The sequence below is a fragment of the Nocardia sp. NBC_01377 genome, assembly GCF_045040005.1.
Lineage (GTDB): Bacteria > Actinomycetota > Actinomycetes > Mycobacteriales > Mycobacteriaceae > Nocardia > Nocardia noduli.
On the sequence record NZ_CP109566.1, the window covers coordinates 6,198,266 to 6,224,278 of the forward strand.

Annotated in this window: 22 protein-coding genes; 6 read left to right on the forward strand and 16 right to left on the reverse strand. The window is 68.1% G+C overall.

Annotated elements, in window-relative coordinates; translation table 11 throughout:
* Positions 1–31 precede the first annotated feature (31 nt).
* Complete coding sequence (gene dapE, locus OG225_RS28675) at positions 32–1,132, reverse strand: succinyl-diaminopimelate desuccinylase (protein ID WP_405178095.1); 1,101 nt, start codon at positions 1,130–1,132, stop codon at positions 32–34.
* Between the two features lie 117 nt (positions 1,133–1,249).
* Between dapE and dapD the strand changes: the two genes are divergently transcribed.
* On the forward strand, positions 1,250–2,197 hold the full coding sequence (gene dapD / locus OG225_RS28680) for a 2,3,4,5-tetrahydropyridine-2,6-dicarboxylate N-succinyltransferase (protein WP_405178096.1): 948 nt from the start codon (positions 1,250–1,252) through the stop codon (positions 2,195–2,197).
* Between the two features lie 18 nt (positions 2,198–2,215).
* On the opposite strand, the gene OG225_RS28685 is transcribed toward dapD, so the two are convergent.
* Both OG225_RS28685 and OG225_RS28690 read right to left on the reverse strand, forming a co-directional pair.
* Positions 2,216–2,602 carry a PPOX class F420-dependent oxidoreductase gene (locus OG225_RS28685; RefSeq protein ID WP_405178097.1) on the reverse strand — a complete coding sequence of 129 codons (387 nt, stop codon included), beginning with the start codon at positions 2,600–2,602 and terminating at the stop codon, positions 2,216–2,218.
* Positions 2,603–2,636: 34 nt separating this feature from the next.
* The gene (locus tag OG225_RS28690) at positions 2,637–4,073 is read right to left on the reverse strand and encodes an acyl-CoA synthetase (RefSeq protein ID WP_405178098.1); all 1,437 of its coding nucleotides are present in this window, start codon (positions 4,071–4,073) and stop codon (positions 2,637–2,639) included.
* 284 nt (positions 4,074–4,357) lie between these two features.
* On the opposite strand from OG225_RS28690, the gene OG225_RS28695 reads away from it, so the two are divergent.
* A complete protein-coding gene (locus OG225_RS28695) occupies positions 4,358–5,221 on the forward strand; it encodes an oxygenase MpaB family protein (protein ID WP_405183397.1) in 864 nt (287 codons plus the stop codon).
* 15 nt (positions 5,222–5,236) lie between these two features.
* Here OG225_RS28695 and OG225_RS28700 read toward each other — a convergent pair whose 3' ends face one another.
* On the reverse strand, positions 5,237–5,869 hold the full coding sequence (locus OG225_RS28700) for a TetR/AcrR family transcriptional regulator (RefSeq protein ID WP_216908932.1): 633 nt from the start codon (positions 5,867–5,869) through the stop codon (positions 5,237–5,239).
* Between the two features lie 176 nt (positions 5,870–6,045).
* Between OG225_RS28700 and OG225_RS28705 the strand changes: the two genes are divergently transcribed.
* A complete protein-coding gene (locus OG225_RS28705) occupies positions 6,046–6,915 on the forward strand; it encodes an oxygenase MpaB family protein (protein WP_405178099.1) in 870 nt (289 codons plus the stop codon).
* Here the strand turns inward: OG225_RS28705 and OG225_RS28710 are convergent, their stop codons facing one another.
* The 6 genes from OG225_RS28710 to OG225_RS28735 form a co-directional block, all read right to left on the reverse strand.
* The gene (locus OG225_RS28710; RefSeq protein WP_405178100.1) at positions 6,916–7,872 is read right to left on the reverse strand and encodes a proline dehydrogenase family protein; all 957 of its coding nucleotides are present in this window, start codon (positions 7,870–7,872) and stop codon (positions 6,916–6,918) included.
* Between the two features lie 70 nt (positions 7,873–7,942).
* Positions 7,943–9,577, reverse strand: a complete 1,635-nt coding sequence (gene pruA, locus OG225_RS28715; protein ID WP_405178101.1) for an L-glutamate gamma-semialdehyde dehydrogenase — start codon at positions 9,575–9,577, stop codon at positions 7,943–7,945.
* Positions 9,578–9,800: 223 nt separating this feature from the next.
* The gene (gene dapC / locus OG225_RS28720) at positions 9,801–10,910 is read right to left on the reverse strand and encodes a succinyldiaminopimelate transaminase (protein ID WP_216909110.1); all 1,110 of its coding nucleotides are present in this window, start codon (positions 10,908–10,910) and stop codon (positions 9,801–9,803) included.
* 8 nt (positions 10,911–10,918) lie between these two features.
* Complete coding sequence (gene fdxA, locus OG225_RS28725; RefSeq protein WP_109528510.1) at positions 10,919–11,239, reverse strand: ferredoxin; 321 nt, start codon at positions 11,237–11,239, stop codon at positions 10,919–10,921.
* 203 nt (positions 11,240–11,442) lie between these two features.
* Positions 11,443–11,856: a hypothetical protein gene (locus OG225_RS28730; RefSeq protein ID WP_405178102.1), complete on the reverse strand. Its 414-nt coding sequence runs from the start codon at positions 11,854–11,856 to the stop codon at positions 11,443–11,445.
* Positions 11,857–11,893: 37 nt separating this feature from the next.
* Positions 11,894–14,494: a bifunctional FO biosynthesis protein CofGH gene (locus OG225_RS28735; protein ID WP_405178103.1), complete on the reverse strand. Its 2,601-nt coding sequence runs from the start codon at positions 14,492–14,494 to the stop codon at positions 11,894–11,896.
* 195 nt (positions 14,495–14,689) lie between these two features.
* Between OG225_RS28735 and OG225_RS28740 the strand changes: the two genes are divergently transcribed.
* Positions 14,690–15,187: a PH domain-containing protein gene (locus OG225_RS28740; RefSeq protein ID WP_405178104.1), complete on the forward strand. Its 498-nt coding sequence runs from the start codon at positions 14,690–14,692 to the stop codon at positions 15,185–15,187.
* Between the two features lie 92 nt (positions 15,188–15,279).
* Positions 15,280–16,872, forward strand: coding sequence for a PH domain-containing protein (locus OG225_RS28745; RefSeq protein WP_405183398.1), 1,593 nt, complete (start codon positions 15,280–15,282; stop codon positions 16,870–16,872).
* A 13-nt stretch (positions 16,873–16,885) separates the two neighbouring features.
* On the opposite strand, the gene OG225_RS28750 is transcribed toward OG225_RS28745, so the two are convergent.
* Positions 16,886–18,451: an FAD-binding oxidoreductase gene (locus tag OG225_RS28750; protein WP_405178105.1), complete on the reverse strand. Its 1,566-nt coding sequence runs from the start codon at positions 18,449–18,451 to the stop codon at positions 16,886–16,888.
* Between the two features lie 194 nt (positions 18,452–18,645).
* Between OG225_RS28750 and OG225_RS28755 the strand changes: the two genes are divergently transcribed.
* Entirely contained in the window at positions 18,646–20,481 is a 1,836-nt protein-coding gene (locus OG225_RS28755) for an APC family permease (RefSeq protein ID WP_405178106.1), read from the forward strand.
* Positions 20,482–20,491: 10 nt separating this feature from the next.
* Here the strand turns inward: OG225_RS28755 and OG225_RS28760 are convergent, their stop codons facing one another.
* The 5 genes from OG225_RS28760 to typA form a co-directional block, all read right to left on the reverse strand.
* Positions 20,492–20,992, reverse strand: coding sequence for a hypothetical protein (locus OG225_RS28760; RefSeq protein ID WP_405178107.1), 501 nt, complete (start codon positions 20,990–20,992; stop codon positions 20,492–20,494).
* A complete protein-coding gene (locus OG225_RS28765; protein ID WP_198654518.1) occupies positions 20,989–21,147 on the reverse strand; it encodes a hypothetical protein in 159 nt (52 codons plus the stop codon). Before OG225_RS28765 ends, OG225_RS28760 begins: the two co-directional genes overlap by 4 nt.
* 128 nt (positions 21,148–21,275) lie before the next feature.
* Positions 21,276–22,151, reverse strand: coding sequence for an N-acetyl-1-D-myo-inositol-2-amino-2-deoxy-alpha-D-glucopyranoside deacetylase (gene mshB / locus OG225_RS28770; protein WP_308165221.1), 876 nt, complete (start codon positions 22,149–22,151; stop codon positions 21,276–21,278).
* Positions 22,148–23,893 carry an ABC transporter family substrate-binding protein gene (locus OG225_RS28775; protein ID WP_405183399.1) on the reverse strand — a complete coding sequence of 582 codons (1,746 nt, stop codon included), beginning with the start codon at positions 23,891–23,893 and terminating at the stop codon, positions 22,148–22,150. The genes mshB and OG225_RS28775 overlap by 4 nt, the downstream gene beginning before the upstream one ends.
* Positions 23,894–24,115: 222 nt before the next feature.
* Positions 24,116–26,011, reverse strand: a complete 1,896-nt coding sequence (gene typA / locus OG225_RS28780; RefSeq protein ID WP_405178108.1) for a translational GTPase TypA — start codon at positions 26,009–26,011, stop codon at positions 24,116–24,118.
* Positions 26,012–26,013 lie beyond the last annotated feature (2 nt).

Sequence of the window (26,013 nt, forward strand, 5' to 3'; positions counted from 1 at the left end):
GCGTATTCACGGCAACACGGGATCGCCGGATTCAGGCCCCGCCGACGAGGTAATTCCGGAGGATGGCGGCGACGGCGGTGATCTGCGCCGTCGGCACGTGTTCGTCGCGTTTGTGGGCCAGATTGGGGTCGCCGGGACCGAAATTGACGGCGGGAATGCCGCGCGCCGCGAAACGGGAGACATCGGTCCAGCCGTATTTCGCGCGCACCCCGCCACCACCGTGGGCCTCGACCGAGGCGATGAGGTCGGCCGCCGCGGGCGCGGTCAGCCCGGGCAACGCGCCCGGCGCGGAATCGGTGACCTCGAAACGCAGGTCCAGGCCCGCGAAGACCTCGCGGACGTGGGCGACGGCCTCGTCCACCGAACGATCCGGCGCGAAGCGGAAATTCACGTCGAGTTCGGCGATATCGGGCACCACATTGCCCGCGACACCGCCCTGGACCCGCACCGCCGACAACCCCTCGCGATACACGCATCCGTCGATGTCGACCTGCCTGGCCTGATACTCCGACAGCCGTTGCAGAACCGGCGCCAGACGGTGAACAGCGTTGTCGCCCAACCAGGATCGCGCCGAATGCGCGCGGGTGCCCTCGGTGGTGAGCCGCGCCCGCATGGTGCCCTGGCACCCCGCCTCGACCCAGCCGCCGGACGGTTCGCCGAGGATCGCGAGATCGCCGTCGAGCCACTGCGGCAGATCGCGCTCGATATGGCCGAGCCCGTTGTGTTCGGCGGCGATCTCCTCGCCGTCGTAGAGGATCAGCGTCAGATCGCAGACCGGATCGGCGACGGTCGCCGCCAGATGCAGGAAGACCGCGTCGCCGGATTTCATATCGACGGTGCCGCAGCCGAACATCACCGGCACGCCCTCGGCGTCGGTGTCGAATCTGCTCGGCACGTTGTCGGCGATCGGCACGGTGTCCAGGTGCCCCGCCAGGATCACCCGTGTCGGCTTGCCGTGATTCGTCCGGGCCAGGACGACGTTGCCGTGCCGGAGCACCTCGAATCCGGTGGTCTGCTCGCGCAGCGCGCGTTCGACGATGTCGGCGATCACGGCCTCGTCGAGCGAGACGCTGGGAATGTCCACCAGAGCGGCGGTCAGTGCGATGGGATCCTCGCGCAGGTCGATGGTCACGCACTCAGCGTACGGAGAGGGGCGGTGCCTTTCTCCGGTGACCCGCGACCGGGTTGTGACGAACAAGCCGCAGGTAGGTTCACCACGGCCCGCCTCGGGTCGGTAACCTCTGTCGACGTGAGCATCAAGGGAGCAGCAGCAGTCGGTATCGCCAATGTGACCGCGGACGGAACCGTCCTCGACACCTGGTACCCGAGCCCGGAGCTGGGCGAATTCGGCGAGACGGGCACCAAACGCCTCGATGACGCCCCCGCGGAGTACGCCGCGCTGCTCGGCTTCGATGACGCGCGCGGCGTCGACGTGGTCGCGGTGCGCACCGTGATCGCCGACCTGTCCGCCCCGCCGGTCGACGCGCACGACGTCTACCTGCGCCTGCACCTGCTCTCCCACCGGCTGGTCACCCCGCACACGATCAGCCTGGACGGCCAGTTCGGCCTGCTGAGCAATGTGGTCTGGACCAACCAGGGCCCCGCCGCGGTGGAGGGTTTCGAGGCTACCCGCGCCAAACTGCGCGCCCGCGGTCCGGTGACCGTCTACAGCGTCGACAAATTCCCGCGCATGGTCGATTACGTGATCCCGACCGGCGTGCGTATCGGCGACGCCGACCGGGTCCGGCTCGGCGCGCATCTCGCCTCCGGCACCACCGTCATGCACGAGGGTTTCGTCAACTTCAACGCCGGCACCCTCGGCAATTCGATGATCGAAGGTCGTATCTCGGCGGGCGTCCTGGTCGGCGACGGTTCCGATATCGGCGGTGGCGCGTCGACCATGGGCACGCTGTCCGGTGGCGGCACCCAGATCATCTCGATCGGCGAGCGTTCGCTGGTCGGCGCGAACGCCGGCGTCGGCATCCCGCTCGGTGACGACTGCGTGGTCGAGGCCGGGCTCTACGTCACCGCGGGCACCAAGGTCGTCACGCCCGACGGCACCGTGGTCAAGGCCGCCGAACTGGCCGGGCAGAACAATCTGCTGTTCCGTCGCAATTCCCAGAGCGGAGCGGTGGAAGTGGTGTCCCGCGCGGGCACGGGTATCGAACTGAACGCGGCGCTGCACGCGAACGACTGAGTTCCCGCAGGGTGAGCCTCACGAGGCGGGCTCACCCTCCAGCCCGAACGCGATGACCCGGTCCGGACGGATGCGGATCATCTCACGGGACACGCCTTCCATGTAGGGCTGCACATCCGTCAATGCCTTCGCGGTACCGCGTATTTCGAGGCAGCGCACGCGCCAGGGCCGAACCGAGGCGACGTCGTCGACCACGAAGGCGACGCGGTCGTTGCCGGTCAGATTGCGGAACTTCCACGAAGCGCCCATGTTCCAGCCCGCGATATCGATGGTGCCGAGGTCGGCGTTGTACCGGAAACCGACGGGGTTGTTCTGGGGCGAGCCGTCGGGGCGGACGGTCGCCAGCCGACCCAACTGCTGCGTGTGCAGGTAATCGATCTGTTCGGACGTCAGCTGTGCGTTCATATCCGTGACCGTAGAACCTGCACCTCACTCGAGGTCAATCCCCCGAAGCCAGCACCTTCTTCTGCACCTTGCCCATGGCATTGCGCGGCAGCGCGGTCAGCACGCGGACCTCTCGTGGCCGTTTGTGCACCGAAAGCTGCTGCGCCACATGGTCGATGAGTTCGGACTCGACATCGTCTGCCGCACCGTCGCGCAGCACGACGAAGGCGACGACGCGCTGGCCGAGATCGTCGTCGGGCAGACCGACCACGGCCGCTTCGGCGACGGCTGGATGGCCGAGCAGCACGGTCTCGACCTCGCCCGCCCCGATCCGGTAGCCGCCGGATTTGATGAGATCCACCGATTCGCGCCCCACGATGCGATGGAAACCCTCGGCGTCGATGACGGCCACGTCACCGGTGCGGAACCAGCCGTCCTCGGTCCAGCTCTCGGCGGTCACCTCGGGAAGATTCAGGTATCCGTCGAACAGCATCGGCCCCGAGACCTGTAGCCCGCCGATACTCTCGCCGTCGTGCGGCACCGGTGCGCCGGTTTCGTCGCGCAGCCGCGTCCGCGCGCCCGCCACGGGGGTGCCGACCCAGCCGGGCCTGCGCTCGCCGTCGGCACGCGTGGACAGCGTGATCATGGTTTCGCTCATGCCGTACCGCTCGACCGGACTCTGCTCGGTGAGTTCGCGCAACTTCTCGAAAACCGGAACGGGCAGCGGCGCGCTGCCCGACACCAGCAGCCTGGCTTTCGCCAAGTGCCGTGCGGATTCCGGATCTTCGACGACCCGCGACCACACCGTCGGCACCCCGAAATACAGCGTTCCCTTCGCCCGCGCGTAGGCCCGCGGCGTCGGCTTGCCGGTGTGGATCAGCGGTGAGCCGACGCGAAGCGGGCCGAGTACGCCGAGGATCAGGCCGTGCACGTGGAACAGCGGAAGACCGTGTACCAGTACATCGCTCGCGGTCCACGACCACGCGTCGGCGAGGGCGTCGAGCCCGGCGGCGATGGCGCCGCGCGTGAGTACCACGCCCTTGGGCAGGCCGGTGGTGCCCGAGGTGTAGAGGATGAACGCGGCCGAGCCCGGATCGGGTTCGGAGTAGGTGTGCCAGGACCGCGCGTGCACGCGTACCGGCACCACCGGCAGTCCGGTGCCATCGGGCGCCTCGCCGAGCCAGGCCTGCGCCCCCGAATCGGCGAGGATATGGGCGAGTTCGGCCTCGCCGGAATCCGGCGGCACGGGCACCACCGTGACGCCCGCGATCAGGCAGCCGACGACCGCGAGCACCGTCGTGACGGAGGGCGCGGCCAGTACCGCCACCCGGTCGGCGCGAGCGACCCGCTCTGCCACCGAGGTCGCCGCGCCGAGCAGATCACCGCGCGAGAGCGTGGTCCCGTCGATGGTGACGGCGTCGGGGATATCCGCACCCGCGGCGACGGCGAGCGGATTCAGGGAACGAAGCAGCAGCGGCGAGCCGAACGACATTCGCTCACGCTACTGCGCGCGTGCCATAGGATCGACGCTGCCCCGCGGCCCGTCCATCCGGCCGTTCGAACATCGAGTCCGCCATCGAGGCGAAGTCGGCCGTGCGGTCGCCGCTCGCCGCGGTAGGTTCCCGGATCCGTGTCGTGCCGACCTCCGGCGGATCATGCGGCGGAAGCGCTCCCCCGATCACAGCTCGGACGACGTGGGCGGCAGACGGTTGACACCCCGCAGAGGCGGTGAGACGGTTTATGAATACTCTTCTCAACGACGAGATCGAGGTCGCCATGACCAGACCATTTCGCGCCGACGCGTCGACGCCGAGCACGCGCGCCGGGACCGACGACTTCGACATCACCCGCCATATCGACGGATCGGCCGCGTTCTTCGGCGCGGCGGCCAACGTCATCATGCAGTTGAGCACCCCCGCCGTCGGCTACGGCGTGCTGGAGAGTCCGGTCGACAGCGGCAAGATCATGCTGCACCCGATCAAACGGACCCGAACCACCCTCACCTATCTCGCGGTCGCCATGCTCGGCACCGAGGACGAGCGCGCCGCCTACCGCGCGGCGATCGACACCTCGCACCGTGGCGTGCGCTCCGGCCCGGACAGCCCCGTGAAATACAACGCCTTCGACCCCGTCCTGCAACTGTGGGTGGCCGCCTGCCTCTACTGGGGCGCACGCGACCTCTACGAGCGCATGCACGGTCCCATGGACGAAGCCGCCGCCGACGGCTTCTACCACCACGCCGAACGTCTCGGCAGCACGCTCCAGATGCCCTCCGGGCTGTGGCCCGCCGACCGCGCCGCCTTCGACCGCTACTGGACCGAGAACCTGGCCCGCACCAGCATCGCCGCACCGGTGCGCGCCATGTTGGACGACATCGTCGACCTGAAGATGTTCCCCCGCCCGGTCAACCTCGCCTTCGGCCGATTCCACCGCTGGATGACCGCGGGCATGCTCCCCGCCCGCCTCCGTGACCAGATGGGCATGCCCTGGTCCGACCGCGACGACCGCAACCTGGCCCGCCTGCTCACCACCGCGGGCGCGATCGAGGACCGAATCCCCCACGCGCTCAGGACTTTCCCGATCACCGCGTTCCTCTGGGACCTGCGCCTGCGCCGCCGCCTCGGCCTGCGCCTGGTCTGATGACGCGACGCGTCCTCAGGACACCCGGAAGGAGACGACGACGTGGTCGCGGGCGAAGCGGCGGATGGCCTGGTCGTCGCCGAGCGGGATCACCGTTTGCGGGGTGAGTGCCAGTGATACCGCGGTGCGGGCGATCATCTCGGCGAGGGGGGCCGGGTCGTAGTCGGGGAGTTTGCCTTCCGCCTGGAGGCGGGCGACGAATTCGGCGAGGTAGTCGCGGCCGAGTTCGATGATCGGCGCGCCGCGCGTGGTGAGGAACGGCAGGACCAGTTCGGGTTCGGTGGCGAGCAGGCGGTGGACCAGTTCGTTACCGCGCAGGCCGTTGATGAACGCGGCGAACAGTTCGACGATCTGGTCCTCGGCGTCGGCGTCGCGGTCCACCTGACGTTTCAGCACGGCGTCGACCTCGTCGATGAAATCGCGGGTCTGACGGAGCGCGACCGCCTGGATGAGATCGGATTTGCTCGCGAAGCGCCGGTACAGCGTGGCCAGCGACAGCCCGCAGCGCCGTGCCACCTCGACCATGCTCGTGCGCTTGATCCCGAAATCGAGGAAGGCCATCAGGGCGGCGTCCAGCACGCGTGCCTGATTGCGATCCTCCGGGCCCGTGTTGCGCACCAGGGGCAGCAACCTGGTCAGCCTCGCCATGCTCTCCACCTATCCACAGTCGATTCCGGCGAAACGATGACGATCCAAGCATCGCATAGCATCACCCTCCGGCGACGGTCACCGCCGATTGACAGGATTCCGAGACGATGAGAAAGTGAGGGCACAATCTTCTCATTTTTCGTCATCGTGAACGAAGACAGAAAGACGGGGATCCCATGACCGCACCCCTGCGCGAGACAACGCCCGAACCTGCCCGAAGCTGCCGTTACGGGACGGCCGACGACTTCGACATGGAGGAGTTCTGGACCGGGGCGGCCGCCTTCCTCGGCGGCACCGCGAATGTCATCATGCAGCTCAGCCTGCGTCCGGTCGCCTACGGCGTGATGGAGAGTCCCGTCGAATCCGGTCGCATCACCGTGCATCCGTACAAGCGGCTGCGCACCACGCTGACCTACCTCGCGGTCGCGCTGATGGGCACCGACGAGGACAAGCGGATCTACAAGAAAGCCGTCAACGGCTCGCACCGGCCCGTCCACTCCGGTCCCGCCAGCCCGGTCGAGTACAACGCCTTCGACCCGAAACTACAGCTGTGGGTGGCGGCCTGCCTGTACTGGGGCATCGTCGACCTGGAGGAACGACTACACGGTCCGATGGACCCCGACACCACCGCGGTCTTCTACCGGTACGCCTCCCGACTCGGCACCACGTTGCAGGTGCGCCCCGAGATGTGGCCCGCCGATCGCGCCGCGTTCGACGAGTACTGGACTTCCGAACTGGCCACCAAGACGATCGATCCCAGGACCCGCGCCTTCTTCGACGACCTCATCGATCTGAAGATGGTCGCCAGGCCGCTGCGGATCTTCGCACCGGTTCAGCGCTTCTTCGTTGTCGGGCTGCTGCCACCGCATCTGCGCTCGGAGATGCGGTTGACCTGGACCGACCGCGACGAACGGATCATGAACGCGCTGTTGCGCGCGATCGGCGCCGTCCATCGGCGATTCCCCAAGCCCGCCAGACTCTTTCCGCTCAACGCCTACCTGTGGGATATGCGTCGCAGGCACCGGCTGGGCACGCCGCTGGTCTGATCAGGACCGCGAGACCAGCGCCCGCAGGAAGAACCCCAGATTCGCCGGGCGCTCGGCCAGCCGCCGGGTCAGGTAGCCGTACCACTCGTTGCCGTAGGGCATGTAGACCCGCATCGCGTATCCGGCCTCGGTCAGCCGGGACTGCTCACCCTCGCGAATGCCGTAGAGCATCTGGTGCTCGAAACGATAGGCGGCCCGGTTCGTTTCGGCCGCCATCGTCTCCGCCGCGAGGACGAGCATCGGATCGTGGGTCGCCACCATCGGATAGCCGTCCCCATACATGAGGACTTCGAGACAGCGCAGATACGATTCGGTCACCTCGACGGCATGCTGGAACGCCACACCCTGCGGTTCCCGGTAGGCGCCCTTGCACAACCGGATCCGTGAATCCGGCCCGGCGAATTCGGCGCAGTCGGATTCGGTGCGATGCAGGTAGGCCTGGAGAACCGTACCGAGCCAGGGAAATTCGGGCCGCAGTTCGAGCACCGAGGCCAGGGTGGCGTCGGTGGCGGTGTGATCCTCCGCGTCGACGGTCACCCATACCCCGGCCTCGGCCGCCTTCGCGCACAGGACGCGCAGATTGTCGGTGGCGATGGCGGGGCCGTCGACGGGTAACGCCTGCCCGAGGGCCGACAATTTGACCGACACCTCCACCGGCGCGACCTCGACACCGAGCGACCGCACCCGCCCGAGCGCCGCGAGATCGTTGATGAGCGAGAGGTATTCCGCCACGGTCGCGTCCGCCTGCGCGCGGTCGGTCGTGTACTCACCCAGAAAATCGACGCTGACCAGCCGGTCGGTGCCGAGCACGGCCGCCACGACCGGAAGCAGTTCGGTCCTGGTCTCCCCCGCCACGAAGCGGCGGACGATATCGGTGGTGACGGTCGTGCCGGTGAGCACGCGTTTCATGCGCGGCGACCCGGCGGCCGCGAGAATGACGGGACGCAGCGGATTCATCGCCGACTACCCCGCACCGGATTCTGCGTTGCCTGGCCCACCGTGCCTCCTGTGCCGTCGGGAATGCCGCTCACACGTCCATATGCGGATAGCGATGCTCGACCGGGGGGACGAACGTCTCCTTGATGGTCCGTGGCGCCACCCACCGCAGCAGATTCAGCGGCGAACCCGCCTTGTCGTCGGTTCCCGAAGCGCGCGCGCCACCGAAAGGCTGCTGACCGACCACCGCGCCGGTGGGTTTGTCGTTGATGTAGAAATTGCCCGCCGCGAATCGCAATGCGGCACTGGCCTGTTCGATCGCGTGCCGGTCCTGGGCGAAGATCGCGCCGGTCAGCCCGTAGGGTGCGGCGGATTCGGCCTCGGCCAGAATCGCCGCGTAGGAACCGGGTTCGGCGTCGTCGTAGACGTGCACCGACAGGATCGGGCCGAAATACTCGGTCCGGAAGGAATCGTCGCGGGGATCGTCGGAAAGCAGCACCGTCGGGCGCACGAACCAACCTTCGGAATCGTCGTACTCGCCGCCGACCGGGATGGTGATCCCGGCGTCGCGTGCCCGCTCGATGGCGGCCACGTTCTTGTCGTAGGAACGTCGATCGATCAGCGCGCCACCGAATTTCGTCAGGTCGGCGATATCGCCGTATTCGAGCCCGCCCGTCACGTCCAGGAAATCGTCGCCCATGACCCGCCACACCGAGCGCGGGATATAGGCGCGCGACGCGGCGGAACATTTCTGGCCCTGGTATTCGTAGGCGCCGCGGACCATCGCGGTACGCAACGCGTCCGGATCGGCCGAGGGATGCGCGACGATGAAATCCTTGCCGCCGGTCTCACCGACGAGCCTCGGATAGCCGTGGTAGCGGCCGATATTCGCGCCGACCTGCTGCCACAGGTATTGGAATGTCCCGGTGGAACCGGTGAAATGGATTCCGGCCAGCCGGGGATCGCTCAGCGCGACTTCCGACAGTGCCGCGCCGTCGCCGGTCACCATATTGATCACGCCGGGCGGCAGGCCGGCGGCTTCGAGCAATCTCATGGTGTAGAAGGCGGACAGCGTCTGGGTCGGTGACGGTTTCCAGACCACCGTATTGCCCATCAGGGCGGGCGCGGTCGGCAGATTTCCCGCGATGGCGGTGAAGTTGAAGGGGGTGATCGCGTAGACGAAACCCTCCAGCGGCCGATACTCCAGGCGATTCCACACCCCGGGCGAGGACTGAGGTTGCTGTTCCATGATCTGGCGCGCGAACGCCACATTGAAACGCCAGAAGTCGATCAGTTCACAGGGGGCGTCGATCTCGGCCTGGATCGCCGATTTCGATTGACCGAGCATGGTCGCGGCGGCGATGGTCTCGCGCCACGGGCCCGCGAGCAGGTCCGCGGCGCGCAGCAGGATCGCGGCGCGTTCGTCGAAGGGTAGCGCGCGCCAGCCGGGCGCGGCCGCGATGGCCGCGTCGATGGCTCCGCGCGCTTCGGAGTGGGTGATATCGGTGTAGGTCCCGAGGACGTGAGCGTGCCGGTGCGGGGCGACGATGGAGTGCCGATCGCCGATACCCGGGCGATGTTTGCCGCCGACGACCAGCGGGACATCGACGGATTCGGCGGAGATCTCGGCCAGTCGCGCGACCAGTAGTTCACGCTCCCGGCTGCCGGGTGCGTAGGAATGCACCGGCTCGTTGCCGGGGACAGGGACAACCGTGACAGCGTCCATACCCCAGGCTATCGCCCTTTGCGGCCGGTTGCGCGGCACGCGCGCCGATCGCGTGTCCCCGGACGCTGCCTGGCAACCGCTCGATCGGGCGGGCGGGCGGCGATGGGGTGGCCGCACCGAACCTAGGGTCGTCGGCCGATCGCGGATCGCGACGCGCACGGTCCGGCCGTCTTCGACGCTCCGGAGTGTCAGATGAGCGTCGGGCACGCCCGGCGCGCTGTTCTCAGCGCTCGCCGAGTCGTGAGACCGCGGCGTCGATGCGCTCGTCGGTCGCGGTCAGGGCGATGCGGACGTATTCGGCACAGCCCGGGCCGTAGAACTCGCCGGGTGCGGCGAGGATGCCGCGTTCGGCCAGCCAGTCCAGGGTCGTGTGGCAGTTCTCGCCCCTGGTCGACCACAGGTAGAGGCCCGCCTCGGAATGATCGATGCGGAAACCGGCCGCTTCCAGGGCCTTTCGCAGAATCTCCCGGCGCGCCCGGTACCGTTCGCGCTGCTGCGCCTCGTGCGCGTCGTCGCTCAGCGCCGCGGTCATGGCGGCCTGGATCGGGAAGGGCACCATCATGCCGGAATGTTTGCGGACTTCGAGCAGTTCCGCGACGAGTTCGGGGTCGCCCGCCACGAATCCGGCGCGGTAACTGGCCAGATTCGAGGTCTTCGACAGGGAATGCACCGCGAGCAGGTTCGTATGATCGCCGTCGCAGACATCGGGGTCGAGGATCGAGACCGCCCGTCCCTCCCAGGTCAGTCCGAGGTAGCACTCGTCGGAGGCCACGATCGCGCCGCGCTCGCGGGCGAAGGCGACGACCTTGCGCAGGTGATCGACGCCGAGCACCTTGCCGGTGGGATTCGACGGCGAATTCACGTAGATCAGGGCCGGATTGCGCGGGCCGAGCTGGGTCAGACCGTCCGCGCGCACGATCTCGGCGCCCGCGAGCAGTGCCCCGACCTCGTAGGTCGGGTAGGCGGCCTCGGGGATGACGACCAGGTCGCCGGTGCCAAGGCCGAGCAGTTTCGGCAGTCCGGCGATCAGTTCCTTGGTGCCGATCACCGGCAGGACGGCGGCGGGATCGATATCGGTGACCCCGTAGCGCCGCTTCAGCGCGTCGACGGCGGCGGCGCGCAGTTCGGGCGTCCCGTGCGTGGTCGGGTAGCCGGGGACCTCGGCGACCGAATTCAACGCGGTCCTGATCAGCGGTGCCACCGGATCGACCGGGGTGCCGACCGACAGGTCAACGATTCCGCCGGGATGCGCCGCCGCTTTTGCCTTGACCGCCGCGATGGTGTCCCAAGGGAAGTCGGGCAGCAGCGAGCTGACCCGAATACGAGCCGACACGTGCGAACTCACTCGCCCATCGGGGGGAGTTCTTTGATGAACGCCGGATCGAAATCGGTCTTGCCGACCTTGGTCGCGCCACCCGGCGAACCCAGCTCGTCGAAGAAATCGACGTTGGCGTTCACGTAACCGATCCACTGGTCGGGGGTGTCGTCCTCGTAGAAGATGGCCTCGACCGGACACACCGGCTCACACGCACCACAGTCCACGCACTCGTCGGGATGGATGTACAGCATGCGACCACCCTCGTAGATGCAATCCACGGGGCATTCCTCGATGCATGCCTTGTCCTTCACGTCAACGCACGGTTCAGCGATGATGTACGGCACTGCCGTTCTCCTAGTCTGGTCCTCACCTGCGGGATGGTCCGCCTGCGAAACCCTATCCCTACACCCCACGTTACTACCGGTCAGCCTGCCCTAACTTCCCAGCTCCGGCCCCGGCCGCGTCCACTGTGACGCCCCAGCCAGATCCTAGTGCCGCAACCCCGTTCACGCCCGCATCGAGTGACCGATCCCTCCAACCCCACCGTTCACACCCGAGGCGCGATCTCCAGATCCGCCCACAGCAGTTCCAGCGGAAAGGGATCCGAGGCGGCGACAGCTACCGGGCCCATATCGCGGTGACCGGTGCCGATATGGATGTAGGGGCCGGTCCGATCCGACAGCGTGTAGCGCTCGATGGTCAGCGTCCCGATCTTCACGTCGACCTCGGTGTTGGTCTCGTAGCAGGAACCGCCACCACTGCCCCGCATCTCGGCGACTGCCGCGCGCTCCAAGGCCAGCGAGAGCCGGGTGCCGACCTTCTGATGGTCACGCCCGCGCTGCTCACGCGGGACGACGAAACCGTCGACGATCTCCAGTTCGCGGCGGACGTCCTCCTCGATGTCGAGGAACGTCACCCAGTCGATCGGCGTCGGTTGCGGGCCCTGCCAGATGACGGTCACGTCGCGATCGTAACCGTCGTCCCGGGTGCTTCCGTGGCTATCCGACGACCAGGGGGATCGAGGTGGCGGAGCGGTCGATGCGGCCGTAGACGGTGGTGCGTTCGCGGACCGGCCTGCCGATGCCCTCGGCGATCTCGCGCAGTTCGGCGACGGTTTTCGCCGAGCCGTGCTGGGAGCCTGCCATGCGGGAGATGGTCTCCTCCATCAGGGTGCCGCCGAGGTCGTTGGCCCCGCCGTTGAGCATCATGCGGGTGCCCTGGGTGCCGAGTTTGACCCAGCTGGTCTGGATGTTGTGGATACGGCCGTGCAGCATGATGCGCGACAGGGCGTGGGCGGCGCGGTTGTCGCGGATGGTCGGGCCGGGGCGTGCGGCGCCCGCCAGGTAGAGCGGGGCGCTCTGGTGGACGAAGGGCAGCAGCACGAATTCGGTGAAACCGCCCGTCTCGTCCTGGATTCCGCGCAGCACGCGCAGGTGGCCGACCCAGTGCGACGGATTGTCGACGTGTCCGTACATCATGGTCGAACTCGACCGCAGCCCCACCTGATGGGCCGTGGTGATGACCTCGATCCAGGCCGACGCGGGCAGTTTGCCCTTGGTGAGCACCCAGCGCACCTCGTCGTCCAGGATCTCGGCCGCGGTGCCAGGGATGGTGTCCAGCCCCGCCTCTTTCAGCGCGACCAGCCAATCCTTGACGCTCTGGCCGCCACGTGACGCGCCGTTCACGATCTCCATCGGACTGAACGCGTGCACGTGCATCGACGGCACCCGCCGCTTCACCGCGCGCACCAGATCCGCGTATCCGGTGACCGGCAGATCCGGGTCGATACCGCCCTGCATGCAGACCTCGCTCGCACCGTCGACATAGGCCTCCCAGGCCCGGTCGGCGACTTCCTCAGTGCTGAGCGTGAAGGCGTCGGCATCGCCCTTGCGCTGGGCGAACGCGCAGAAACGACATCCGGTGTAGCAGATGTTGGTGAAGTTGATATTCCGGTTCACCACGTAGGTGACCTCGTCGCCGGACACCTCGCGACGCAACTGATCGGCGAGGGCGACAACGGCTTCCAGATCCGGGCCGTCGGCGGTGGCGAGCGCCAGGTATTCGGCGTCGCTCAGACCCGCCGGATCGGCTTCGGCGGCGCGCAACGCCGCGAGTACGTCGGCGTCCAGCCGCTGCGGCACGGCGATCGCCAGATCACGGGCCTGTTCACGAATGGTGTCCCAGTCGCCGAAGGCTCCCAGGACCTCCTGGCCGAGTCCGGAATCGCTGCGGCTCTCGGTATTTCGTCCGGTGACGTCGATCGAGGTGTTGAGATCGACCCGCCCCGCCGAATCCCAGTTCTCGTCGGGCTCCTGCCACGGCAGGCCGACCGGCAGCGCGTCCGGGTTCGCCAGACCGGTCGCCTGGTCGGTCAGCGCCGCGACGTGCGCGCCGATCCGGGGATCGATCCACGGATTGCCCGCGCGCACATACTTCGGATGCGCGGAGGTGCGCTCGACCAGCTGGTATCCCGCGGCTTCGGTGATCTCGCGCAGGGTGTCCAGATTCGGCCACGGCCGTTCGGGGTTGACGTGGTCGGGCGTGACCGGCGAGACCCCGCCCCAGTCGTCGATACCCGCGTCGATGAGATCGAGGCAGTCCTGCTGGGAGACCAGATTCGGCGGCGCCTGCACCGGCACGTCCGGGCCGAGCAGCAGCCTGGTGACGGCGATGGCGGCGCGGAATTCCTCCAGACCGGCGTCGGGGGTATCCCGCATCGCGGTATCGTCCTTGGCCCGGAAGTTCTGGATGATCACTTCCTGGATGTGCCCGAATGCCTTGTGCTGCTTACGAATCGCCATGATGGATTCGGCGCGCTCGGCCATCGTCTCACCGATGCCGATCAGGATTCCGGTGGTGTAGGGCACCGAGAGACGTCCGGCGTCGGTGATCGAGCGCAACCGCACCGCCGGATCCTTGTCCGGACTGCCGTAGTGGCATTGGCCCTTCTCGGTGAACAACCGGGACGAGGTGGTCTCGAGCATCATGCCCATGGACTGCGCGACCGGCTTGAGGCGGGAGATCTCGTCCCAGCTCATCACGCCCGGATTCAGGTGCGGAAGCAGTCCGGTCTCCTCCAGTACCAGGATGGAGACGGCGCGCAGATAGTCGAGCGTGGAATCGTAACCGCGCTCGTCGAGCCACTGCGCGGCCTCGGGCCAGCGATCCTCCGGCCGGTCACCGAGGGTGAACAGCGCTTCCTTGCAGCCGAGCGCCGCGCCTTCGCGCGCGATCTCGAGCACCTCGTCGGGTTCGAGGAACATGCCTTTGCCCTCGGCCCGCAATTTGCCCGGGACCGTGACGAAGGTGCAGTAGTGGCATTTGTCCCGGCACAGTTTGGTCAGCGGGATGAAGACGTTGCGGGAGTAACTGATGGTTTTCGGGCGACCCGCCGACTCCAGACCCGCGTCGCGCACTCTGGCCGCGCTGGCGGACAGATCGACCAGGTCATCGCCGCGGGCGTGCAGCAGCACGGTGGCTTCGTCCACGTTCAATGTCACGCCGTCACGCGCTCGCCGCAGCGCCCGGCGCATGGCCGATGACGTGGGCGGCACGGGGGGGACACTCGGTGTCGCTAGCTCGGTCACGCCCTCGATCATGCGCTACACATCCTTCGCTGTCTCCCTCCAGTGCACCCGAGTGAGCGTGCGGCAATGCCGCGACCGCGCACACGACGACGACGGCGCCGCGTACGGCGCAGTCGTGAGCAACACAACCTCGCGACGGCGCGCGGTTATTCCATGGGCGCTTCGGCGCGTCGACGGAGGGCGGGAATTTCGTGCCAACATGGCTGTATGTCGCCACCGAGCACCGTACTCGCCGATCCGGCACTGCGACCGAGCCCGAAGGCCAAACTCCTGTGGGCCCTCCAGGGGGCGGTGTTCTGGCTGATCGCCGTGGCGGCGGTGCTGATCTGGGCATTCTTCGACTCGGGCCATCGCGGCTGGCAGGGCGTGGCGCTGGCGGTGGCGATCGTCCTCGGGATCGTCAACGCGACGGTGGTGCCGTGGTGGCGCTACGCGGTGCACCGCTGGGAGGTGACCGACGAGGCGGTCTACACCAGGGTCGGCTGGCTGACCCAGGAGAGCCGGGTCGCGCCGATCTCGCGCGTGCAGACCGTCGACACCGAACGCGGACCGCTCGAGCGTCTGCTCGGTCTGGCCACGGTGACCGTGACCACCGCGTCCTCGGCCGGAGCGGTACGCATCGAGGCGCTCGATCTGCCGGTCGCGGAGGAGACGGTGACCTGGCTGACGCAGATCGCGGCACTGCACCGCGGGGACGCGACGTGAGCGGACCGACCAACGACCCGGCCGCCCGCGCCTCCCCCGCCGACGCACCCGCCGTCCCCGATGCGGGCAATTGGTTGCGGCTGGACAGGCGGATGCTGCTGATCCATCCGGTCAACGAGGTGGCGAAATTCATTCCCGTGCTGGTCGGCACCCTGATCCTCGGCACGAGCAGCGGTAATCACGGCTGGAGTCTCATCCCGCTCGCCCTGATCATCGGTTTCGCCCTCACCCGCTGGTTCACCACCACCTATCGCATCGGCCCGACCCACGTCGAGTTGCGCACCGGCCTGATCCAGCGCCGCAGACTGTCGGTGCCGCGCTCGCGAATCCGTTCCGTCGACATCGAATCCGATCCGCTGCACCGCCTGCTCGGACTGTCGGTGGTGGTGATCGGCACCGGACAGCAGGCCGAGTCGGGCGAGAAATTCCGGCTCGATTCCCTCGACCGCGCGTTGGTGCCCGCCTTGCGCGCGACCCTGGTCGATCATCTGACCGCGAGCGCGAAACCCGCTGCCGAACAGACCGATTCGGAATCTCCCGACCGCATCGCGCCGGATGTCGAGCCGGTCACCGAACGAGAGATCGGGCATTGGCAGCCGAGGTGGGTCCGTTACGCGCCGCTGTCGCTGACCGGATTCGCGGTGATCGCCCCGATCGTCGGCGCGGCATTCCAGTACGGACTCGGCGATATCGTGTTCCGATCGGACGCGGCGCACTCGTTGGAGGATGGCTCCTCCGCTCTGGTCGTGCTCGCCGTCTTCGGCGGGGTGGGCGCCATCGTCTCACTGGTCAGCCTGGCCGCCTGCACGCGTTATCTCGCAACCTATTTCGGGCTCAGAGTGCTCGACAACGGCCGCACCCTGCACCTGCGGCACGGACTGTTCACGAAACGACAGATCACGCTGGATCTCGCCCGGTTCCGCGGCGTGACCGTCAACGAGCCACTGCTGCTGCGTTTGTCGGGCGCCGCCGAACTCGAGGCGATCATGGTCGGAGAGAACGCGCGTCAGAAGATCCTGCCGCAGGCACCCCGCGCCGCCGTGGAACGCACCCTGGCCGAACTTCTCCTCTCCCGCGCCGCGATCCCCGATACCCGGGACTCGATAGCGCCTGGCGCACAGGGTGATGCGTCCGATCCACCGACCCGCGCCTGCCCCGGTTCGCCGCGGACGAGCGCCCAGGGCAGCGTTCCTCTCGCGTCCCACGGCAACGTCGCGCGCCGCCGCCGCCATACCCGGGCACTGACCCCGACTCTCATCGCCGCCGCGATCCTGTTGCTGCTCACCGTCATCGGACTCGACGTATCACCGTGGCTGTGGCTGATTCCCGCCGTGACCGCTCCGTTCGCGATGGCTCTCGCCGAGGACCGCTACCGGGGGCTCGGCCACGCCGTCCTCCCCGCGACACCGTCGACTCCCGCCTGGCTGATCACCCGCGCCGGATCACTCGACCGGGACCGCGACTGCCTCGAAGGCCCCGGCATCATCGGCTGGACCGTCCGCCGCTCCTTCTGGCAGCGCCGATCGGGAGTCGCGACCGTCGTCGCGGCCACCGCGGCGGGAAAGAAGCGGTACCTGGTGGTCGACCTCCCGCTGGACGAGGCGTGGGCCCTCATCGAGGCGATCACCCCGGGGCGTCTCGGCACCCGCCCGCCGCCGTCGGAGCCTTCTCGGCGCACGAGCTGAATCCGGCGACCACTCACCAGTCCGGGCGGCCGATCGAGAGTCGATGCTGGAAGACATTGCCGGGATCCCATGTCGTCTTGACCCCGCGCAGCCGTTCGTAATTGCCGCCGTAGTACAGGCCGTGCCACGGCACCCCGGAGGTGTTCCACTGCCGGTCGGCCATATCGGGATCGGGGTAGTTGATGTAGCTGCCGCCGTTGGATTCGTTCGGCACCGGCGCGCCACCGGTCGCCGCGTAGACGTCGCGGAACATTTCACGGGCCCAGGCGATCTGACGATCGTCGTCGCCGGGGATACGCCACGCGGCATGGATGAGCAGCTTCATGAACGAATTCCGCGCCGAGACCGCGGTGGCGTCGGCCGCCACCGCATTGGTCACACCGCCGAAAGGCATGAATTCCAGCTGGGATTCACCGAGGAAGCGGATATCGCTCATATAGCGGTAGAGAGTCCGCAACTGTTCGGACGAGAACGACTTGCGCAGATACGCGGACTTCGCCTTGACCCGGAACCCGGGCATCCCCTTGGCGTAGTAGACGTTCGCGAGGGTATCGGCGTAGGACGAGGTGGTCGGCGGCGGACCGACCAGCCCGGGGGTCACGCCCGCCGATATCGCGGCGACGAACTCGTCGAACATCTTCGCGGCATCGGGCAGGTCGCCGTCGAGCAGGACGAGTACATCCGAACCCGCGATACCGGGTTTGATGTGCAGAGGCGCGTACAGACCGGTGAACGGGTCGCCCGGCGCGCTGTGCTGCTCGAAGAACGCCAGGTAGTTGCCGACGAGGCGAACGAACGACTCCTCGGTCGCGAACGGCAGCGTCAGCCGCGTGTGCAACATGGTCCCCGGCGGTTTCGGCAGCGCGCGGGCCGGATCCACACCGTCCGACCCCGAGGAACGCAGCAGGTAACGCGTGGCCACACCGAAATTGCCGCCACCGCCGCCGGTATGCGCCCACCACAGATCCGCGTTCGGACCGTCCTCGGTCGCGACGACGACCGACGCCGCGCCACTCGAATCGACCGTGACGAGCTCGACCCCGTACAGGTGATCGGCGACCAGCCCGAGCCGCCGCGACAGCGGGCCGTAGCCACCACCGCTCATATGCCCGCCCGCACCGACCCCTTTGCAGATCCCGGCGGGAAGCGTCACACCCCAGCCGCCGAGCAACCGCTCGTAGACCGCCCCCAGATCGGCGCCCGCGTCCACCGAGAACGCGCGATGGGTCTCGTCCCACGACACCGTATTCAACCGCTGGAGGTCGACGATCGCGCGCGTCCGGTCGTTGTCCACGAAATCTTCGAACCCGTGCCCACCCGACCGCACCGCGAGCGCGGAACCCTCTTTCACCGACCGCTCGACCGCGACCCGCACCTCCTCGGCATTGCCCGGCACGAATATCTGCTGCGGCCGCGCGGTGAAACGCCGGTTGTAGCCACGGGTGGTCAACGCCACGTAATCCGCGTCGCCCGCCCGCACCATGCGCGGTTCCACCGCGTGCGCGACCGGCAGGCCCAGCGTGCTCACCGCGGCGCCGACCAATGGCGCGGCGAGGAAGCGGCGACGAGACAGCGGCATCTGTTCCCCCTGTTTGAAATGTCTGTGTGGCGAACCAGACACTAGCTGTTCGTCGGTTACCGCGCGAAACATCCCCGCGAGGCTGCCATCCCGGCCCGGGGCCGGCGCTCCGGGGACGGTAGGCAGTCGCGCTATCCAGCGCATTGCGGTGTGGCTGATCGGTTGCCGGGTTCCGGCGACGTTGAATGGACGACGTGGTCGAGACCTCGAACGCGCGGACCAAGGAGCTGCCGATCGCCGATCGGCGGGTCCGTCGACATCAGCGGGGGGACAAGTACCGGCTGACGGCGGTCGGTGGTCTGGCGGCGCTGTCGCTGGACGCGCTGTCCAGCGTGGCCTACGGGCCGGAGGCGATCGTGCTGGTGCTCGTCGCGGCGGGGACGGCCGCTGTCTCGCTGACCTTTCCGATCGCCTGCGCGATCACCGCGCTGCTGTTGGTTCTCGTGCTGTCGTATCGGCAGGTGATCGCGGTCCATCCGGACGGTGGCGGCGCGTACGCGGTGTCGAAGCGACAGCTCGGGCGGGGTGCGGCGCTACTGGCGGCGGCGAGTCTGGTGGTCGACTACGTACTCACCGTCGCGGTCAGTCTCAGCGCGGGCGCGGCCAGTCTCGCGAGCGCCTTCCCCGAACTCGCCGACAATCTGCTGCTGCTCACGCTGCTCGCCCTGGCGGTGCTGACGGTGGTCAATCTGATCGGGGTGGCCGAATCCGCGAAAGTGCTGATGGGCCCGGCGATCCTGTTCGTCGGGCTGATCGGCGCGGTGATCGTGGTCGGGCTGACCCGTTCGCATTCGGTCGCGGTGATCGGATCGGCACACCGTCCGTTCGACCCGATCACGGCCGTCGGAATCATCCTGGTGCTCAAAGCTTTCGCCGCGGGTTGCTCGGCGCTGACCGGTGTCGAGGCCATCGCCAACGCCGTGCCGTCGTTCCGTACCCCTCGGGTGCGCCGCGCCCAGCACACCGAGGTCGCGCTGGGACTGCTGCTCGGCACCCTGCTGCTCGGGTTGTCGTGGCTGATCCGTAAGCACGGGGTCGTGCCGCGTGAGGACGTCACCGTGCTCGCGCAGTTGTCGGCAGCCGCGTTCGGCACCGGCTGGCTTTTCTATCTGACCAATCTGGCGGTCACGGCGGTACTCGTACTGGCCGCGAATACCAGTTTCGGCGGGCTGCCGATCCTGCTGTCACTGCTCGCCAAGGATCGGCGGATCCCCTCGCTGTTCGCGCTGCGCGCCGAACGTCCCGTGTTCCGCTACGGGGTCGGCGCGCTCGCGGCCGTCGCCGCGCTCGTGCTGATCGCGGTCGACGCCGAAACCCATCGACTGCTTCCGGTGTACGCGGTCGGGGTCTTCATCGGGTTCACGCTGTGTCAGACCGGTTTGGTGCGGCACTGGTGGCGGGACCGTGGATCGGGCTGGGTGTCACGCGCCGCGCTCAACGGCTTCGGCGCGATCCTCACCGCCGTCGCCGCGGTGGTGCTGCTGGCGGAGAAGTTCACCGAGGGCGCGTGGCTGCTGCTGATCATCATCCCGGCCCTGATCATCCTGTTCGCCAGGACCGAGGGGTACTACCGGGGGATCGCCGATCAATTACATCTCGGCATCCTGCCCGCGCGGCCGAGACAGGCGCCGGTCGCGCGGGAGATGGTGATCGTCCCGGTGGTCACGATGAGTGAGGTGACCACGCGCGCACTCCGGGCCGCGCTGCGGATGCGCGGCGAGATCGTCGCCGTCGCGGCGGCGATCGACCAGGAGTCGATCACCCGGCTCAGCGCGCAGTGGAAGCAGTGGGATCCCGGCATCCCACTGACCGTGCTGCCCTGTCCGCACCGCAGCCTCGTCGCGACCCTGGTGGGATACGTCCGTAAACAGACCGCCGCCGGTCACGAGGTCACTGTCCTGCTCGCCCAGGTCGAGCCGCGCCGCTGGTGGCACCGGCCGCTCCACAATCCCCGAGGACCGGTCCTGGCGGCCGCGCTGCGCGCCCGTACCGACGCGGTGGTCGCCACCTTGGCGGTGCGGGTCTACTGACCCGGGCGGTTCAACTCGGGCGCGATGCCTGCGGACCGGTGCGGAGGTAGGCGTAGGCCAGCGGCGGGCCGAGTCCGCACAGGAGCAGAAGCAGCGTCGGCCAGTCGCTGATCAGCATGATGTCGCCGCCCGGACCGCTGACCGAACACGCGAAGAAACCGACCGCCCAGGCGAGCACCGGGAGCAGCGTGATCCCCGGCCGGTCGGTGAGGGTGCGCATCGCGGCGACCAGCGCGACGTTCAGCACAGCGGCCAACAGAGCCGTGATCGGGAAGGCGACCGCCCCTTCGGTCAGGACGCTCGCGAGACCCGCAGGCGCGGCGATGACCTCCGGTTCCGGAGCGGGCAGGCTGCCGCTTCCGAGGTAGACCGGCAGGTAGAGTACCTCGAACACCAGGGTGAACAGGCCGCTGAGGACCAGCGCCGTCATCAACGCGACGGCCGGAATTCCCGCCGGGCGATTTCCAGCGGCGCCGGACGCTCCGGGCCGCTTGTCGACGGTGGCCGTCACGACACCGGCGGATAGCCGAGGAGCGACAGCAGGTGGCTCTGCATGTCGACGAACGTGTACAGCACCGACATGTACAGCTCGTGCTGCGCCGGCCAGTTCGGCTTCATGCTGTCCACGAACGCCACGATGGCGTCCTGGAGATGCCAGTTGTACATATGACGAGTCTATTCCGCTGGACATTCGCGGGTCGTGGCCCTCTTCCCACAGGCTCCGGCCCTACCGCCATCCCAGAACTCCGACTCCGGTCACAGCTCGGATCCACGGCTCCCGGGATGTCCGGATTTCAGTCGAGTCCCGCGAACAGGTCGTGTTCGCGGCCGTCCGATCCGGTCGGGCCGCGTTCGCCACGAACCAGGATGTAGTGCTCCTCGGGCAGGACCGGCTGCACGACATTGTTCGACAGGGCGAACTCTCGGCCGGAAGGGGCGACCGTCACCTGGGTCGCGTGGGCGCGCAGCGCGGCGCGTTTGGCGGCGAGCACGTCGGATACCTCGATGGTCGTCGTCACCGAATGGCCGGGCACACTGGCCAATTCGTCCACGGCGGGCAGCCGCCAGCCTTTCGGGAGCGCGCCGGGAAGTCCTTCGACCGTGCGGCGGGCGAGCACCTCGGTGTGCAGGCGGAGCATCTCGCCGTCGGTGACCGTCCAGTAGAACTTCGGTGTGTCCCAACCGCGTTCGGCCGCCGCGTGTACCGCGTCGGTCGTGATCCGGTGTGCGCGAACATGATCCGGATGACCGTAACCGCCGCGCGGGTCGTAGCCGATCACCACGTCGGGGCGCAGTTCCAGCACGATCTCGGTGAGCGCGTCGACGGCCTCGGCACCGGAATGGATGAAGGCCCTCGGGTTCTCGGCCGACGGGGTTCCGGCCATTCCGGAGTCACGCCACCGCCCGGCTCCGCCGAGGAAACGCGGGGGCGCGCAGTCCAACGCGGCCAGGGCCCTGGTCAATTCGAGGATCCGGTAGCCGCCGAGTTGGTCGGCCCGATCGGCCACCAGTCGCGCCCACTGATCCCCGATGACCTCGCCCTCCTCGCCGAGAGTGCAGGTCACCACGGTGACGGGTACCCCCAGACGACGGTAGTGGGCGATGGTGCCGCCGGTGGTGATGGATTCGTCGTCGGGATGGGCGTGGACCAGCAGCAGGCCGCCGGTCACGGAATCCGTCTCCACATCGCGGCATCGCCGAAGATGCCGACCTGGATCGCACCGCTCAGCGACGCGCCGTCGACCCACGGGCCCGAGGCCGCGACGACGTTGTCCTGCACGATCGGCAGTACCGTCGCCAGGTTCCACAGGCTCGGTTCGGCGTCGGCGAGCGTCCTGCCGACGTCGATACCGCGCAGCGCGCCGTCGATCCCCGGTTGCAGCGCGGGATCGCACACCCCGGACAGATTGCTCGGCGCGCGTCGCGCCGCTTCGACCGCGGCGCGCGTCTCGCTGTCGGTCACGGCCGGATCGGCGACGGGCGGACAGCCGTAGCGCGAGGCCAGCACGGTCGCCGGATCACTGCCCGCGACCTCCCAGCCCACCAGCGCGTCGACACCGCTCTCGACCACTTCCTTACCGTAGAGCGCGTCGGCGGCGAGGCTGCGAACGCTGGCATCTATTCCGGCACTGCGCAATTGGTCGGCGGCGGTATTGGCGACAGCGAGCGCGGTCGCGTCGTTGGTCACCGCGCCGATCCGAATGGCCAGTTGTTTGCCGTTCTTCGCGACGGTCCTGGGCTTCGGCGCGGGCGAGGTCGGCGAGGACGCCGTCGGCTGCTCGGGCGCACGGGCATAACCCGCCTCGGCGAGCAGGGCGAACGCCTCGTCGGAGGTGGCACGCGGGGGCGCGGTCGGGAGATAACCGGGATCGGACGGTGTCAGGATCTGCGCCCTGACCGGCTCCACCCAGCCGCCGGTCTGCGCGCCGACGGTGGCGAGCAGCGCGGGATCGAGTAGCGCCACCACACCGCGCCGGACCCGGGGATCACCGAGATCCCCACTGCGCCCGTTCAAGACGAATTGCAGTTCGCGCGACTGCGGCATGATCGCGGTACGCACCGAGGGAATCGCCGCCAGTTGCGCCTGGGTGGCGACGCCGCCGTGCACGAGCGCCATCTGCGCGTCACCGGTGCGCAGTGATTCCGCGAGTTGCGCGGGAGTTCCGCCGCGGCGCAACAGGATCTGATCCGGCGCGGCGGGTGTTCCCCAGTACCGGTCGTTGCGTTCGAGCAGGATCTCGTCGCGTCCGCGATCCACCGATTTGATCGCGAAATTGCCGCCGGAGACCTGGCTCGGCTCCTCCAGTCCGTTGACGAATCCGCCGGGCGAATCCTTCAGCAGATGCGAGGGCAGCAGGTCGACGAACAGTTCGCGCCACGCCGGATACGGCTGATTCATGGTCACCGTGACGGTTTTGCCGCCGCCGGAGGAATTCACGTCATCGATCAGCCGGTAGCCCGCCGGATCGACCGCACCGGGCTGGGTGATCATCTGCTGCCACAGGTACCGGAAATCCTCGGCGGCGATCGGCGCTCCGTCGGACCAGTTGGCCTGATTGCGCAGCGTGTAGGTGATGGTGAACGGCTCCTGCGCCGTCACCTCGGCCGAGGTGACGAGCGCGGTGTCCGGCACCCACTCGGTGGCGCCGGGCACCGCGGGATTGGGCACCGGACGGAACGGGCTCGGCAGCACCATCGAGGCCACCGCCGCGTTGGCGGGCGACTGGTCGGCGCGCAGATGCGGATTGAATCCGATGCCGATGTCGTCGATCGCCACCACCACGGTGTGCTTACCCGGTTTGGCCGGTGTCGTCTTCGGGCTGTCGGTGCTCTCGATCGGCGGCGGCGGATTCGCGGTGCAACCGGCCAGCACCGTGACCGAGACCGCCATCATCGACACCACTGCCAGCATGGTGCGCGTCGTCGCGCGTCGTCTTGCCCCCGAGCTCACGGAGCGCACTCTACCCAGCCTCGCCGTCGGCCGACCACCGGCCGACGTAACCCCGCCCGAAGCGCCGAGACCCGGCCGGACACGATCCGGCGGACCGGTCGCCATCGGCTCGCGGTCCGCCGGATCCGGCGTTCGTGTCGGCGCGGGCACGACCGTGCCCGGGTTGATCGCCGAACGTCGGCACTACAGCGCGGCCCGGTCCCGAGCCTTCCGCCTGGACAGTTCCCGGCCACGCTCGGTGGCACCGAGAATCACCTTGCGCACCCGGACGATCTCCGGGGTGACCTCGACACATTCGTCACCCGCGCAGAATTCCATCGCGCTCTCGAGATCGAGCTGCAACGGCTTGGCGAGGGTTTCGAACACGTCGGCGGTGGAGCTGCGCATATTGGTCAGCTTCTTCTCGCGGGTGACGTTGATGTCGAGATCCTCCGCGCGCGGGTTGATCCCGACGACCTGACCCTCGTAGGTGTCGGCGCCCGGCTCGACGAAGAACTGGCCGCGATCGGAGAGCTGGATCATCGCGAACGGCGTCACGCTGCCCGCGCGGTCGGAGACCAGAGAACCGGTGTGCCTGGCCCGGATCTCACCGGCCCACGGGGCGTACCCGTGGGAGACGGCGTTGGCGATGCCGGTGCCCCTGGTCTCGGTGAGGAAGTCGGTACGGAAACCGATCAGTCCGCGCGAGGGGACGATGAACTCCATGCGCACCCATCCGGCGGCGTGGTTGTTCATCTGGACCATCTTGCCCTTGCGGGCGGCCAGCAGCTGGGTGATCGCGCCGAGGTACTCGTCGGGGCTGTCGATCGTCAGCTCTTCGAAGGGCTCGTGGATCTTGCCGTCGACCTGCTTGGTGACCACCTGCGGCTTGCCGACGGTCAGCTCGAAGCCCTCGCGGCGCATCTGCTCGACCAGGATGGCCAGCGCCAGCTCACCGCGGCCCTGCACCTCCCAGGCGTCGGGGCGACCGATATCGAGCACGCGCAGCGAGACGTTGCCGACCAGTTCCGCGTCCAGACGCGATTTCACCATCCGGGCCGTCAGCTTGTGTCCCTGAACCCGGCCGACGAGCGGCGAGGTGTTGGTGCCGATGGTGACCGAGATCGCGGGCTCGTCGACCATGATGCGAGGCAGCGCGACCGGGTTCTCGACGTCGGCCAGGGTGTCGCCGATCATGATGTCGGAGATGCCCGCGATGGCGACGATGTCACCGGCGACGGCGAGTTCGCCCGGCTGACGCTCCACACCGATGGTCTGGAGCAGTTCGGTGATCTTGACCTGTTTGACGCCGTCGGCGTGCATCCACGCGACGTTCTGCCCCTTGCGCAGTTCACCGCTGTAGATGCGGACCAGCGCGAGGCGGCCGAGGAATGCCGAGGCGTCGAGGTTGGTGACGTGCGCCTGCAACGGAGCGGCCGGATCGCCCTTGGGCGCCGGGATGTACTCCATCAGCACATCGAACAGCGCGTCGAGGTTCTCGGCGCTGGGGGCGTTGCCGTTCTCCGGCTGTTCCCGCGACGCCTTGCCCTCGCGCCCGGAGGCGTAGAGCACCGGCAGATCGAGGGCCAGTTCGGCGGCCTCGGCGGCGGCGTCGTCCAGATCGGAGGCCAGGTCGAGCAGTAGATCGTGGCTCTCCTCGACGACCTCCGCGATCCGGGCGTCGGGCCGGTCGGTCTTGTTGACGACCAGGATCACCGGCAACGACGCGGCAAGCGCCTTGCGCAGCACGAATCGGGTCTGCGGAAGCGGTCCCTCGGACGCGTCGACCAGCAGCACCACGCCGTCGACCATCGAGAGGCCGCGTTCGACCTCGCCACCGAAGTCGGCGTGCCCCGGAGTGTCGATGACGTTGATCACAGTCACCGATCCGTCCGGGTTGTGCCGGTGCACGGCGGTGTTCTTGGCGAGAATGGTGATGCCCTTCTCGCGCTCCAGATCGCCGGAATCCATCACCCTGTCGACCAGTTCGGCACGTTCGGCGAACGCGCCCGACTGACGAAGCATGGCGTCGACCAACGTCGTCTTACCGTGGTCGACGTGGGCCACGATGGCGACGTTGCGAAAATCGCGTGACGACACGC